Source organism: Collimonas pratensis (genome assembly GCF_001584185.1).
Classification (GTDB): Bacteria; Pseudomonadota; Gammaproteobacteria; order Burkholderiales; family Burkholderiaceae_D; genus Collimonas; species Collimonas pratensis.
The window spans coordinates 154,938-168,625 of the sequence record NZ_CP013234.1 but is presented as its reverse complement, the minus strand read 5'-3'; the positions used below and the strand labels follow the sequence as shown (position 1 = coordinate 168,625).

Here is a 13,688-nt window from a genome sequence, read left to right as displayed (position 1 = left end):
GCGTGCTCGCCGATTCCGGCCCAAGTCAAAGCAGCGTCAGTCGCCGCCGGTCCCGATCCAGTTCTCGATTCTCACGCCTGGATAGACGGCGAAATCCCGTTCCTTATTGGTCACCAGCACCACATTCAGCGCTAGCGCATGCGCTGCGATCAGTTTGTCGAGATGGTCTTTCCTGCGCTCGCGCGTCGCCTCGCGGATCGGGCCATAGGCGCTGGCCGCGGCGCTGTCGAAGGGCGCTACCGGGATATCCTCGGTCAGCGCCGCCAGGTGCTGCCGCTCGCGGGCGGGATGGGCCGACGCGGTCACGCCATATTCCAGTTCCGCATAGGTGATCGCCGACATCACGACATCGCCCACAAGACACGCGGCAAAGCGCTCAGCCACTTGCCGCGGCTGGTTTTTCATCAGGTAGATGCACATATTGGTGTCGAGCATGTAACGCGCCATCAGAGAATCTCGCGCTCATCCTGTTCTTGTTCGCCGCGCCCTTCAGCCATGAAGCCGGCGCTGAAACTGGCGAATTTCTGCAGCACGCCGGTCAAGGGGCGGCCTGCCGGCCGGATCCGCAACTCGTCGCCGATCCGTTCTATCTGAAACTCGATGTCGGTACGCTCGTAGGCGAGGTCGGCCGGAATCCGGATCGCCTGGGAATTACCGTTCTTGAAGACCCTGGTGGTATGCATGTCAAACAGCGCTAGAGGAAAAATACGATGAATACATATTAACTGCCTCCCGGAGAAATGTAAATACACGTGTGTACATAGTGATTCTTGTACATCTAAATATTCATTGGAAATGAGCATTTGCACAATAAGGAGATTCTTGTTTTGAATTATACTGTACGTATATACAGTTAATTTAGTGCGGGGGACTCTTATGCAGGTAGTCGGAAGATCGGAACTTGAGGCCATTACTGAAGGATTGAAGACGACCATCGCCCGCATCGTGCTCAGCCACCGCAACGCCGGCGCGGACTTGACCTGGTCGCTGATGCATCAGATCGAAAGCGAAGCGATGCGCGCCTTGGAGCAATCCGGCAACTTCGACCTCACCCACCTCAACCTGTTGCGTGCCTACCCGACGGCTTATCCACGCACCGACGACCTGGTCAATTTCGGCAACGCCACGACACTGCCGATTGCACTATCGCTGATCTACCGGGAATACCGAAGATCGCACTGACCCCGCGGCATTACAGGCCGAGCTCGCTCAAGCCTGGATGATCGTCCGGGCGACGCCCCAAGGGCCAGTGATACTTGCGTTCCGATTCCCTGATCGGCAGGTCGTTGATGCTGGCATAGCGGCGGTGCATCAGGCCGTGTTCATCGAACTCCCAATTTTCGTTGCCGTAGGAACGGAACCAGTTGCCGGCGGCATCATGGCATTCGTAGGCAAAGCGCACCGCAATCCGGTTGCCGTCGAACGCCCAGAGTTCCTTGATCAGGCGGTAATCCAGTTCGCGCTCCCACTTGCGGGTCAGGAATTGCACGATCTGCTCGCGTCCTTCGGGAAATTCGGAGCGGTTGCGCCAGATGGTGTCGACGGTATATGCCAGCGATACGCGTTGCGGATCGCGGCTGTTCCAGCCGTCTTCCGCCATTCTCACTTTCTGGATGGCGCTCTCGCGGGTGAACGGGGGAAACGGCGGACGTGCTTCGCTGGCTTGGCTCATGTCGGGTTCCTGGAACGGTGGAAGAAAGGCTGTCGCCACACTTTACAGACTTCTATTTGGCCTTGCACGGCAACCAGGCGTCGCGCTAAAGGCGGAAATCGTTGCAGCGCAGCAGCCGACGCCGATAAGGGCTAAAGTGTCGGCTTGTATTTTTTAAGGCAGTTCAACATGTCGCAAACCCCATACGCCAAACTCAGCGCCGGCCTGGTGATCATGATGTCGGTCGCCACCGGTGTCGCCGTGGCCAGCAACTATTACGCGCAGCCGCTGCTGCACACCATCGCCGCCCGCTTCGGCATTTCCAACGGCAGCGCCGGCCTGATCGTCACCGTGGCCCAGCTCGGCTACGCGCTCGGCCTGATGCTGCTGGTGCCGCTGGCCGACATGCTGGAACGCAAGAAGCTGATTGTCATCATGAGCCTGCTGTCCGCCTGCGGCCTGCTGATCACAGCTACCGCGCAAAACCTGGCGTTCGTTCTGATCGGCACCGCCCTGACCGGCTTGTTCTCGGTGGTATCGCAAGTGCTGGTGCCGTTTGCCGCCACGCTGGCAGCACCGCATGAACGCGGCAAGGTGGTCGGCCATGTGATGACCGGCCTGCTGCTCGGCATCCTGCTGGCGCGTACCGTGGCCGGCTATCTGTCGGCCTGGGGCGGCTGGCAAACCGTGTACTGGTTCGGCGCGGCGCTGATGATCCTGACCGCCATCGTGCTGGGGCGCGCGCTGCCGCGCCATCATCCGACCCAGAACCTGAGCTATCCGCGCCTGCTGGCCTCTATCCTGACCTTGTTCGTGGCCGAGCCGGTGCTGCGCATCCGCGCCTTGCTGGGGGCCATCATCTTCGCCGTCTTCAGCGTGCTGTGGACCTCGATTTCCTTCCTGCTGGCGGCCGAACCTTTCCATTATTCCGATGGCACCATCGGCTTGTTCGGCCTGGTTGGCGCCGCCGGCGCCATGGCCGCTTCGCACGCCGGCCGCCTGGCCGACCGCGGCCATGCCGGCCGTTCCACCACCATCGGACTGGCTTTGCTGCTGCTGTCCTGGCTGCCACTGGTGTTTGCCAAGAGCTCGCTGATCGGGCTGCTGTTCGGCATCCTGCTGCTGGACCTGATGGTGCAGGCGATCCACGTCACCAACCTGAGCGTGATCAATCACCTGCATCCGGATTCCCGCAACCGCCTGACCGCCGGCTACATGACTTGCTACTTCATCGGCGGCGCCTGCGGCTCGCTGCTGTCGACCGCGATGTACGGCCACTCAGGCTGGTTCGGGGTGTCGATGACGGGCGCGGGATTAAGCGCGCTCGGCCTGCTGGTCTGGCTGTTTGCCGAACGCAAGCAGAAGCCTTAATCCCGGCCTGCAAGACCGGCTGCGCCGTCAGCGCGACGGCGCAGGCTGCTGCAGCTCGGGATACAGCGTCATCAACTGCATCGCTACGCCGTTGGTCCAGCCGAACCCGTCCTGCAAAGCATATTCGCCGCCGCCGGCTTCGATGTCGCTACCGCTCACATTGTATTTTTCCACCAGCTTGCCGCTAGCGCCGTAGACCTGCTGCACCTTGCCCATCCAGCGCGTGGCAATATCGCGTGCCATGGCATGCTGGCCATAACGATTGAGGCCATCCACTGCAATCCATTGCAGTGGCGCCCAGCCGTTCGGCGCATCCCATTGCTGGCCGCTATCTACCGTCGTGGTGACGATACCGGACGGCTTCAACAATTCATTGCCAACCCACTGCGCTACACGAGCAGCCTGCGCCGGCTCGGCAATGCCGACGAATAGCGGATATAGCGTGGCGGCGCCGGGGCGTTCGGTCGATCGTTGTTTGATCCATTGATAGTCCACATAATGACCCGCGGCTTCATTCCAGAAATATTTTTGCACTGCCAGCCGGCGCCGTTCGGCGCGCTGCGTGAATTCCTTGCCGCACGCCAGGTCGTGCACCCGTTCGCAGCCGAGGCGGATAGCATTTTCCAATCCATACATCAGACTATTGAGATCGACCGGCAGGATGGCGGTGGTTTCGATCGTGGCGAGCGACTTGCCGTCGGCCAGCCAGCGGCTGCTGAAATCCCAGCCGCTTTCCGCGCCGGCGCGCAAGTCGCGATAGACCTCGGCAGCCGGACGCTTGCTTTGCTGCGCCAGCTTGACGTCTTCCGCATACGATTCGTCGCGCGGAACGGCGCGGTCGTCGTAATAGCGGTTCAGCAGGCTGCCGTCCGCCAGCGCCACCACGCGCCGGTGCGCAGTACCGGGCTTGAGGGTGCTGGCGCCGTCCATCCAGAACGCATATTCGCGCCGCAACTGCGGCAAGTAGCGAGCGTAAGCGCCGGCTTCATCCTGGGTCGACAGCAGGCCGACCATCTTGAAATAGAAAGGCGGCTGCGAGCGGCTCAGGTAGTAGCTGCGGTTACCGTTGGGGATATGGCCGTAGCGGTCGATCAGGCTGGCGAAATTGTCGACCATGGCGCGGATCAGCTGCGGCTTGCCGTTTTGCAGCAGGCCCAGCATGGTGAAATAAGAATCCCAGTAATACACCTCGCGGAAGCGGCCGCCCGGCACCACGTAGGCTTGCGGCAGCGGCAGCAGTGACGATCCGGCGCCGGCCTTGGCCGGCTGCCGGGTCAGGTGCGGCCAGAGGCCGGCTATGTGCTGCTGCAGCGATTGCGACCGATCGCTGACATAGGCATCGGCATTGTCTTGCGGCAGATCGAAATACTGCTGCACAAAGCCGGCCAGCGCGAATCCGGGACGATTCTTTTCGCGTTTGTAGAGCGCGGCAATGGCGGCCGGACTGTCCTTCGGCACGGCGTCGGCGAAGGTCTTGCCGTCCTTGAACACCTGCCCCATCTGCACCGCGGCAAACAGCTCCGGATAAAATTCTGAGGGCGGTGCGGGATAAGCGGCAGCCGCCGCTGGCCTGACAACAGCGCTATCGGCCCGTGCGACGCCGCTCCAGCTGCCAAGTGCCAGGCAGGCTGCAGCGGCGACGGTGATGGCGGTGATGCCGGAATTACTGCGACGCGATGACGCAAGAAAAAAATTCATGACTGCTGTCTCCATGTCCAAGTGCAATGCAGATCTTGGTGAGTTGTTTTGCTAACTTACCCAGACTTGGACATTTTGACAAGCACTTATCCGGCGGCTATGCCTGCGCATCGGCCAGCATTTCCGACAACAGCTTCTTGATTTCCGGCACACAGGAGCCGCAATTGCCGCCCGCCTTCAGGCAGCCGGTAACCTGCGCCACGGTCGTCAAGCCCTGCTTGCGCACCGCATCGCAGATGGTGTTGCGGCCGACAGCGAAGCAGGAACAGATGGTCGGACCGGTGTCGGCGCCCTTGGCGATCGGCTGGCCGATGAGCAAGCCGATGCGGTCGGCCTCTTCCAGCTGCGGCTTCAGGAACAGGCTGGCCAGCCAGGCGCGCGAAGGCAAGTCCGGACGCGGCGACAAGAAGACGCAAGCTTCGATACGCTCGTCGACCACATGCACCGCGCGATATATGCCGGCGCTCGCATCTTCGTATTCCAGCCAGTCGGCATCGGCATCGCTGACGCCCAGCAGCCTTGCAGCCCAGACGCTGTGATCCTTGATCGCACTGCGGCCGGCCAGTTCGTAGCGCTGGAAATGCCGCCCCTGGATGCGCGTCCAATGGCTGACATCGTCCAGCGCCGGCTGGCTGCGCGTCAGCACAAAGCCATACCAGGCCACCGCAAATTCCTCGATCCGCACCGGCGTATGCTTGAACTCCGGCTCGCCCGAAACCGGATCGACCACCGGATTGACCAGTGCCCCAACCCGCGCGTCCGAAGCTGACTGGCCGTTCCAGTGGATAGGCACGAACAGGCTGCCGCGGGCAATGCCGCCGCCGTGCTGCACCCGCGCCACCATCTCGCCCCACCGACTCGATACGCGCGCCAGCATGCCTGCGCGCACGCCGTACAGCAAAGCATCCTGCGGATGCATGTCGATGAACGATTCCGGCACATGGTCTGCCAGCCGCGGCGACTTGCCGGTGCGCGTCATGGTATGCCACTGGTCGCGCACGCGGCCAGTGTTGAGGCTGAGCGGATAGTCGCTGTCGATGGCATGGCGCGGCGTCCGCGGCACGGTGGCGACGAAGCGCGCCTTGCCGTCAGCATGCGCGAAGCGGCCGTCGGCGAACAGCCGCGCAGTACCTCGCTGTTCTTCTCCAGCATCGCTCAGCAGCGGCCATTGCACCGGCTGCATGGCGTCGAAGCGGGCCTGGTCCATGCCGCGCAAGCCGCTCAGGTTGAACACCCGATGCGGTCCGCCGTCGACGCCATTGCGATAAGTGCTGAGACCGGCGTGCTCTTCGAACACCTGATGCGCCGAAGCAAAATCGAAACCGTCATATCCCATGCGCTGCGCCACTTGGCAAATGATGCGCCAGTCTGCACGCGCTTCGCCTGGCGCCGGCAGGAAGGCACGCTGGCGCGAGATGCGGCGTTCCGAGCTGGTCACCGTGCCATCCTTTTCGCCCCAGCCAAGGGCCGGCAGCAAGACATGGGCAAAGGCATTGGTGTCAGTCTTTTCGATGATGTCGGAGATCACTACCAGTTCACATTTTTTCAGGGCACGCTGAACCTGGTCGGCGTCCGGCAGGCTGACCACCGGATTGGTCGCCATGATCCAGACTGCCTTGACGCGCCCGGCTTCGATCGCCTGGAACAGATCCACCGCTTTCAGGCCCGGCCGCTCCGCCATGCGCGGCGATTGCCAGAAAGTCTGTACGGTCTGGCGATGCTGCGGGTTATCCAGTTCCATATGCGCCGCCAGCATGTTAGCCAGGCCGCCGACTTCGCGCCCACCCATGGCGTTAGGTTGGCCGGTAATCGAGAACGGCCCCATGCCGGGCTTGCCGATGCGGCCCGTCAGCAGATGACAGTTGATGATGCTGTTGACCTTGTCGGTGCCGGAGGAGGATTGGTTGACTCCTTGCGAAAAGGCGGTGACCACCTTTTGATTATCCGCAAACCATTGATAGAAGGTGCGCAAGTCTTGCGGATCGAGTTTGCAGATGTTGGCGACAGCAGCCAGATCGGCACAATCTGTCTCGGCAACTTCTAGCGCTGTCGTCATGCCGTTGGTATGCTCCGCGACGAAATCCTCATCTACCGCGCCGTTACCTGCCAGGAAACTGAACAAGCCGTTGAACAGCCAGACATCGCTGCCGGCCTTCAGCGGCAAATGCAGGTCGGCCAGTTCGCAGGTGGCGGTGCGGCGCGGGTCGATCACCACCAGTTTCATCTGCGGCCGCGTTTCCCTGATTTTGGCGATGCGCTGGAACAGGATCGGATGGCACCAGGCCGTGTTGGATCCGACCAGCACCACCAGGTCGGCCAGTTCCAGGTCTTCGTAGCACACCGGCACCAGGTCGGCGCCGAAGGCGCGCTTGTGGCCGGCCACCGCAGAGGACATGCACAGCCGTGAATTGGTATCGATATTAGCGCTGCCGATGTAGCCCTTCATCAGCTTGTTGGCAACGTAATAGTCTTCCGTCAGCAACTGTCCCGAAACGTACAGCGCCACCGCATCCGGGCCGTGCTGCTCGATGATCCTGCGGAAGCCATGTGCTACTTTGTCCAGCGCGGTGTCCCAGGAGACAGGCTGCAATTCCTGGCAGTCATCGCTGCGTATTTTCGGATACAGCAAGCGTCCGTCCAGCGCCACCGTCTCTCCCAGCGCCGAGCCCTTGACGCATAGCCGCCCCAGGTTCGAGGCATGCGTTTCATCGCCGGCGATATCGACCTGGCCATCGCTGTTAACCGTGGCGCGGACGCCGCAACCGACCCCGCAATACGGACAGGTGGTCAGCGTACCAGCCAATTTGGCGGCCGGTTGCAACGGCAAGGTCGAAACTTGATTCATGCCGGCTCCGCTTCAGGCCGCCTGGGCGCACAGCGCCTGGCCGAACAGCAGCTGGCTGCGCAAGGAGGAAATATCGGTCTTGTTCTGGATCAGTTCAAAATACCAGGGACCGTCCTTGACGTCGCCATACAGCACCGCGCCGACAATATGCGGGCCGTTAATCACCAGCCGCTTGTAGATGCCGCGGCGCGGATCGCGCAGCACCAGGTCTTCGCTACCCTCGCCGCCGATGAAGTCGCCGGCGGAATACAGGTCGACGCCGGTGACCTTGAGCTTGGTGGCGGTGGCTTGCTGCACATAGCGCCGATGGCCGGCGCCGGCCAGGTGTGCACCGCAGACGCGCGCCTGGTCCCAGATCGGCGCCACCAGGCCGAAAGTCGCCATGCGGTGCTGCACGCATTCGCCCACTGCATAGATGCGCGGATCGTAAGTCTGCAGAGTATCGTCGACCACGATCGCGCGGTCGCAATGCAAGCCAGCCTGTTGCGCCAGCGCGATATTGGGGCGGACGCCGGCAGTCATCACCACCAGGTCGGCCGGAATCTCGCTGCCGTCCTTGAAGCGCACTGCCCTGACCTGTTGATCGCCAAGGATCTGGGCTGTCTGAGCGTTCAATAAAAAGCGCAAGCCTTTCTGCTCCAGCGCTTTCTTCAGCAGGATCGCCGCAGACTTGTCCAACTGCCTTTCCATCAGGCTGTCCATCACATGCACCACGGTGACATCCATGCCCTGGCGCAGCAAGCCGTTGGCCGCTTCCAGCCCGAGCAGGCCGCCGCCGATCACCACCGCATGGCGATGATTGCGCGCCGCCGCCAGCATGGTCTCGACATCCTGGACATCGCGGAAGGCGATCACGCCCGGCAGCTGATGGCCCGGCACCGGGATAATGAAGGGCTTGGAGCCGGTCGCCAGCAGCAGCCGGTCATAACGCAGCTCTACGCCAGATTGCGAACGCACAATGCGGCGCTGGCGGTCTATGCTGGTCACCGGATCGTCGGCATGCAGGGTAATGCCATTGTCGGCATACCATTCGAGTGGATTGAGCATGATGTCGTCCATACTCTTGTCCCCCGCCAGCAACGGCGACAGCAGGATGCGGTTGTAATTGCCGTGCGGCTCGGCGCCGAACACCGTGATGTCGTACAGCTCAGGCGCCAGCTTGAGCAACTCTTCGACCGTGCGCATGCCGGCCATGCCATTGCCGATCACCACCAGCGACGGCTTGCCGGCTGCTTGCCTGGCGGCTGTCATGCGGCTACCCAGACCTTGCCGCCGGCGATGCGCGCCGGATAGGCCGGCACGGAATTCTCCGGCGCTTCCAGGCATTCACCGGTCTGCAGGTCGAAGTGCTGCTTGTAGATAGGCGAAGCCACCACGATCCGTTCGCCCAAGTTGCCTACCAGCCCGCGCGAGAGCACCGCGGCCTGCGCGTTCGGATCGTAATTGCCGATGGCGAACACGCGCTGCTCACCATCGATGACGTGGAACACCGCCACCTGTTCGCCATTGATCAGCGCGCAGACGCCGGTGTTCGGCACGATCTGTTCGATTGCGCAGACTTCAATCCAGTGTTGGCCCAGCTGGTCCTTGTGCATCTCGCTTCCTTTATACAGTTTCAACCACCACCGGGATGGCGATGCGCTTGCGCTCTTCCACGGTGGCGGGACGGATCTGGCCGCGTTCCGGCATGAACACCACATTGTCGTCAGCCTGGTCGCTGTTGACGAAATGCTGGAAGCGCTGGCGGGTTTCCTGATCTGTGACGGCCGTCTTCCATTCGCATTGGTAGGTGTCGACCACGTGCTGCATATCGGCTTCCAGCTCGGCGCCAATGTTCAGCTTGTCTGCCACCACGACCTGTTTCAGATAGTCCAGGCCACCTTCCAGGTTGTCGCGCCAGACGCTGGTGCGCTGCAGACGGTCGGCGGTGCGGATGTAAAACATCAGGAAGCGGTCGATCAGCTTGATCAGGGTCGCCTTGTCGAGATCGGCCGCCAGCAGTTCCGCATGGCGCGGCTTCATGCCGCCGTTGCCGCAAACGTACAGGTTCCAGCCCTTCTCGGTGGCGATGATGCCGACATCCTTACCCTGCGCTTCCGCGCATTCGCGGGTACAGCCGGAGACGCCAAACTTGATCTTGTGCGGCGCGCGCAAACCCTTGTAGCGGTTTTCCAAGGCGATCGCCAGGCCGACGCTGTCGTCCAGGCCGTAGCGGCACCAGGTCGAGCCGACACAGGATTTCACGGTACGCAGCGATTTGCCGTACGCATGGCCGGACTCGAAGCCGGCCGCTATCAGCTCTTCCCAGATCAACGGCAGTTGCTCGACCCGAGCGCCGAACAGATCGACCCGCTGGCCGCCGGTGATCTTGGTGTACAAACCGTATTTCTTGGCGACCTGGCCGACCGCGATCAAGCCGTCCGGCGTGACTTCGCCGCCAGCCATGCGCGGCACCACCGAGTAAGTGCCGTCCTTCTGGATATTGCCGAGGAAGTAGTCATTGGAATCCTGCAGACTGGCGTGTTCCTTCTTCAGCACGAAGTCATTCCAGCAAGATGCCAGGATGCTGGCCGCCACCGGTTTGCAGATGTCGCAGCCGAGACCCTTGCCGTGCTGTTCCAGCAAGGCTGGAAAAGTCTTGATCTGCCCCACCTTCACCAGATGGAACAACTCCTGGCGCGAGTAAGGAAAATGTTCGCAGACATGGTTGTTGACCGCCATGCCTTGCTTCTTCATCTCGGCCTTCATGATCTGCGTCACCAGCGGCACGCAGCCACCGCAGGAAGTACCGGCCTTGGTGCAGCTTTTCAGTGCGCCTATGCTGGTGGCGCCGTTGTTCACCGCCGCACACAGCGCGCCTTTGGAAACATCGTTGCAGGAACAGATCTGCGCCGATTCCGGCAAGGCGTCGACTCCTAACCCGACCTTCACCTGGCCGTCGGCCTGCGGCAGGATCAGGAACTCCGGTGACGCCGGCAGCTCGATGCGGTTGAGCATCATTTGCAGCAAGCTGCCGTATTCGCTGGCGTCGCCCACCATCACTCCGCCCAGCAGATATTTGCCGCATTCGGACACCACGATTTTCTTGTAGATCTGCTTGCGCTCGTCGGTGAACTGATAGGACCGGCTGCCGGCTTCCTTGCCGTGCGGATCGCCGATGCTGGCGACATCCACGCCCATCAGCTTGAGCTTGGTGCTCATGTCCGCGCCGGTAAACTGCGGCGGCGCTGCGCCGGCGCTGCCATCGGTGGAAAATTCCGCCAGCACTTGTTTGGCGGCTATGCGCGCCATGTCGTAGCCGGGCGCCACCAGGCCGAATATGCGGCCGTTCCACAGTGCGCATTCGCCGATCGCGTAAATATCCGGATCGGAACTGCGGCAACTGTTGTCGATCACGATGCCGCCGCGCTCACCCACTTTCAGGCCGCTATCGCGCGCCAGTTCGTCGCGCGGCCGGATGCCGGCCGAAAACACGATCATGTCGGTATCCAGGTGGCTGCCGTCGTCGAAATTCATGCGATGCGTGCCGTTCTTGCCGTCGACGATTTCCAGCGTGTTCTTTTGCGTATGCGCGATAACGCCCAGTTCTTCGATCTTCTGACGCAGGATGCGGCCGCCGCTTTCATCCACCTGCACCGCCATCAGGCGCGCGGCGAACTCCACCACATGGGTTTCCAGCTGCATGTCGCGCAGCGCCTTGGCGCATTCCAGCCCGAGCAGGCCGCCGCCGATCACTACTCCGCTCCTGGAGCGCTTGCCGCATTCCAGCATCGCTTCCAGGTCTTCGATGGTACGGTAGACGAAGCAATCCTTGCGCTGGTTCCCGGCCAAGGTTGGCACGAAGGGATAGGAGCCGGTGGCGATCACCAGCTTGTCGTAAGACAGCGTTTCGCTAACGCCATTGAGATTGACGGTAACGGTCTTGGCGGCGCAATCGATCAGTTGCGCCTTGGCGTTCAGCTTGAGCTGGATTTCGGTGCGTTCAAAGAATCCTGGCTCGACCAGAGACAAATCCTGCGCCGATTTGCCGGCAAAGAATTCCGATAAATGGACCCGGTCGTATGCCGGACGCGGTTCTTCGCACAGTACTGTGACCTCCATGCCTGGCTGCTTGCTTTCCGCCAGGCATTCGAGGAATTTGTGACCCACCATGCCGTGGCCGATGACGATGATTTTCATGTTGCGATCCCGAAGTAGCTTTCCATTAGGCAGTGGCGCTGCGGGCAGCTAAAGCACCGTCATGCAATTCCTGTTCCTGCGCCGTATGGCTGGCACTGAAGCGCACTGCAATCGCGCACAGAGCGGAGAGAGCCACCAGCACACCCAGCACGCTCAAAGTCTGCTGGGTATCGCCCAGGCCCTTCATCAGGAAGCCGGCGGCAACCGCGCCGACATTGCCGCCGGCGCCGATGATGCCGGCCACGCCGCCCAGCGCCTTGCGATCGATAAAGGGCACCAGCGCATAAGTGGCTCCGCAAGCCATGTGCGTGAACAAGCCGAAGCTAAGCATGGCGACCACCGCCAGCAGCGCCGTGCCGGCATGCGCGAACCACAGCAAACCCAGGCCTTCGCCCAGCATCAAGGCAAACAGCAAGGTGGCGCGGCTGTTGAGGCCACCGCCTGACTTGCGGTTGGCCAACCGGTCCGACAGCCAGCCGCCCAGCGCCCGCGCAAACAAGGCCAGCAAGCCAAAACTGGCAGCCGCCATGCCGGCGCTTTTCAGCGACAGGCCGAAGTGATCGACGTAATAGATCGCCGCAATGTTATGGATGAAGATCTCGACGCCGAAACAGGCGCCGTAAGTCACGAATAGCAGCCACACCCGGTAGTTGGCGCTGGCGGCGCGGAAGCTGGCCCAGCCGCCTTTCTTGCCGCCCTCGGGCACGATGCCGCGGGCCCGCATTTCCGCATAATTGCCCTGCGGGCAATCCTGGGTGTAGCGCCAATAGAGCGCTGCCATGATCAGCATGAACACGCCGGGCACCAGCAAAGCCAGGCGCCAGCCCATGGCGTTACTCACGCCCAGCATCAGCAAGGCGGCCACCAGCAGCGGCATCAGGCCCTGGGCCGCGCCGCCGCCGCTGTTGCCCCAGCCGGCCGAGGCGGCATTGGCGGTGCCGACGACGTTGGGGGCGAACATGACCGAGGTGTGATACTGGGTGATGACAAAGCTGGCGCCCACCGCGCCTATGCACAGGCGGAAGAACAGGAAGCTTTCGTAGCTCTGCACCATGGCGACGCCGAACACCGGCAGGGCCCCGATCAGCAGCAAGCCGGTATAGGTCTTGCGCGGACCATAGCGGTCGCACAGCGGGCCGACCAGCAGCCGCACCAGTATCGTCACCGCCACCGCAGCGATATTGATGTTGGCGATCTGTTCCATGCTCAGGCCGAGCTGGCCTTTGATCAGCGGCATCAGCGGCGCGCAGGCGAACCAGGCGAAGAAACAGACGAAAAAAGCCATCCAGGTCAGGTGGAAGGCGCGCATCTGCGGCGTGCGCAGGCTGAAGAGCTGGATACTGGTCGCTTTGCTGGTCATGTTGTTCACCATTTTTGTCTTGAAATGCAAAAAGGCGTCCTCCCGGCCCAACCGCGAACGCGGTCAAGCCAAGAGGACGCCTTTGTCCGACAGATCCATCGTTGGATCTGCGTAAGAATTGTTCGGATCGCCTTTGATCCTGACTAATGCTGAGCAAAGCCCGTGCCACCAGCCTCTCCCCTATGGTTTCAAGGGAATGCGCAGGAAAGCTTGCCAGACCGGCAAATGAAACACGCTCCGCAAAGGTGCGGCGCGCCTGCAATTGGTGCGGCGCACACTTTTCTAGTGCGGCTTGCCTAGGGCCTGTCCCCATTTGATTTGGGAGTGCGAACGCGCGGCCGGCGTTACAGGCCTAGGCGCAGCGACGCGACGTAGCGGTGCTACGGCAAGGAGTTGCAACGACGGCATGTGACGCCGGCAGCCGTTCCCGGAGGGTTCAAGCCAAAACGTGCGCTGGCCGCGTTGCATGGCTTGCTGGGGCTTGAGCCCCAGCTACGCCACGCGCCTTGCCAGCACACGTTTTGGCTTGAACGCATCTCCCAAATCAAATGGGGACAGGCCCTAGATTTAATGGAAACACTTCC

11 protein-coding genes are annotated in these 13,688 nt (G+C 61.8%); 2 read left to right on the top strand and 9 right to left on the bottom strand.

The window, feature by feature from the left end; genetic code table 11:
• Positions 1 to 36 precede the first annotated feature (36 nt).
• A complete protein-coding gene (locus tag CPter91_RS00800; protein WP_061935687.1) occupies positions 37 to 447 on the bottom strand; it encodes a type II toxin-antitoxin system VapC family toxin in 411 nt (136 codons plus the stop codon).
• Positions 447 to 683: an antitoxin gene (locus CPter91_RS00795; RefSeq protein WP_061935684.1), complete on the bottom strand. Its 237-nt coding sequence runs from the start codon at positions 681 to 683 to the stop codon at positions 447 to 449. The genes CPter91_RS00800 and CPter91_RS00795 overlap by 1 nt, the downstream gene beginning before the upstream one ends.
• Positions 684 to 921: 238 nt before the next feature.
• Between CPter91_RS00795 and CPter91_RS00790 the strand changes: the two genes are divergently transcribed.
• Complete coding sequence (locus tag CPter91_RS00790; RefSeq protein WP_061935681.1) at positions 922 to 1,182, top strand: DUF2471 family protein; 261 nt, start codon at positions 922 to 924, stop codon at positions 1,180 to 1,182.
• A gap of 10 nt (positions 1,183 to 1,192) precedes the next feature.
• Here CPter91_RS00790 and CPter91_RS00785 read toward each other — a convergent pair whose 3' ends face one another.
• A complete protein-coding gene (locus CPter91_RS00785) occupies positions 1,193 to 1,672 on the bottom strand; it encodes a nuclear transport factor 2 family protein (RefSeq protein WP_061935678.1) in 480 nt (159 codons plus the stop codon).
• Positions 1,673 to 1,840: 168 nt separating this feature from the next.
• On the opposite strand from CPter91_RS00785, the gene CPter91_RS00780 reads away from it, so the two are divergent.
• On the top strand, positions 1,841 to 3,022 hold the full coding sequence (locus tag CPter91_RS00780; RefSeq protein ID WP_061935675.1) for an MFS transporter: 1,182 nt from the start codon (positions 1,841 to 1,843) through the stop codon (positions 3,020 to 3,022).
• Between the two features lie 27 nt (positions 3,023 to 3,049).
• On the opposite strand, the gene treF is transcribed toward CPter91_RS00780, so the two are convergent.
• The 6 genes from treF to CPter91_RS00750 form a co-directional block, all read right to left on the bottom strand.
• Complete coding sequence (gene treF, locus CPter91_RS00775) at positions 3,050 to 4,720, bottom strand: alpha,alpha-trehalase TreF (RefSeq protein WP_236905911.1); 1,671 nt, start codon at positions 4,718 to 4,720, stop codon at positions 3,050 to 3,052.
• Positions 4,721 to 4,817: 97 nt separating this feature from the next.
• Positions 4,818 to 7,565 (bottom strand): nitrate reductase, encoded by a 2,748-nt coding sequence (locus CPter91_RS00770; protein WP_061935669.1) that lies wholly within the window; start codon positions 7,563 to 7,565, stop codon positions 4,818 to 4,820.
• A gap of 12 nt (positions 7,566 to 7,577) precedes the next feature.
• Positions 7,578 to 8,816 carry an NAD(P)/FAD-dependent oxidoreductase gene (locus tag CPter91_RS00765; protein WP_061935666.1) on the bottom strand — a complete coding sequence of 413 codons (1,239 nt, stop codon included), beginning with the start codon at positions 8,814 to 8,816 and terminating at the stop codon, positions 7,578 to 7,580.
• The gene (nirD, locus tag CPter91_RS00760) at positions 8,813 to 9,160 is read right to left on the bottom strand and encodes a nitrite reductase small subunit NirD (RefSeq protein ID WP_061935663.1); all 348 of its coding nucleotides are present in this window, start codon (positions 9,158 to 9,160) and stop codon (positions 8,813 to 8,815) included. Before nirD ends, CPter91_RS00765 begins: the two co-directional genes overlap by 4 nt.
• A 10-nt stretch (positions 9,161 to 9,170) precedes the next feature.
• On the bottom strand, positions 9,171 to 11,744 hold the full coding sequence (gene nirB / locus CPter91_RS00755; RefSeq protein WP_061935661.1) for a nitrite reductase large subunit NirB: 2,574 nt from the start codon (positions 11,742 to 11,744) through the stop codon (positions 9,171 to 9,173).
• A gap of 25 nt (positions 11,745 to 11,769) precedes the next feature.
• Complete coding sequence (locus tag CPter91_RS00750; RefSeq protein WP_061945685.1) at positions 11,770 to 13,104, bottom strand: MFS transporter; 1,335 nt, start codon at positions 13,102 to 13,104, stop codon at positions 11,770 to 11,772.
• Between the last annotated feature and the right edge of the window lie 584 nt (positions 13,105 to 13,688).

What these genes read in the sequence shown, in the direction of transcription:
- CPter91_RS00800 (WP_061935687.1), bottom strand. Translation starts at nt 447, where the DNA reads ATGGCGCGTTACATGCTCGACACCAATATGTGCATCTACCTGATGAAA.
- CPter91_RS00795 (WP_061935684.1), bottom strand. Translation starts at nt 683, where the DNA reads ATGCATACCACCAGGGTCTTCAAGAACGGTAATTCCCAGGCGATCCGG.
- CPter91_RS00785 (WP_061935678.1), bottom strand. Translation starts at nt 1,672, where the DNA reads ATGAGCCAAGCCAGCGAAGCACGTCCGCCGTTTCCCCCGTTCACCCGC.
- CPter91_RS00780 (WP_061935675.1), top strand. Translation starts at nt 1,841, where the DNA reads ATGTCGCAAACCCCATACGCCAAACTCAGCGCCGGCCTGGTGATCATG.
- treF (WP_236905911.1), bottom strand. Translation starts at nt 4,720, where the DNA reads ATGAATTTTTTTCTTGCGTCATCGCGTCGCAGTAATTCCGGCATCACC.
- CPter91_RS00770 (WP_061935669.1), bottom strand. Translation starts at nt 7,565, where the DNA reads ATGAATCAAGTTTCGACCTTGCCGTTGCAACCGGCCGCCAAATTGGCT.
- CPter91_RS00765 (WP_061935666.1), bottom strand. Translation starts at nt 8,816, where the DNA reads ATGACAGCCGCCAGGCAAGCAGCCGGCAAGCCGTCGCTGGTGGTGATC.
- nirD (WP_061935663.1), bottom strand. Translation starts at nt 9,160, where the DNA reads ATGCACAAGGACCAGCTGGGCCAACACTGGATTGAAGTCTGCGCAATC.
- nirB (WP_061935661.1), bottom strand. Translation starts at nt 11,744, where the DNA reads ATGAAAATCATCGTCATCGGCCACGGCATGGTGGGTCACAAATTCCTC.
- CPter91_RS00750 (WP_061945685.1), bottom strand. Translation starts at nt 13,104, where the DNA reads ATGACCAGCAAAGCGACCAGTATCCAGCTCTTCAGCCTGCGCACGCCG.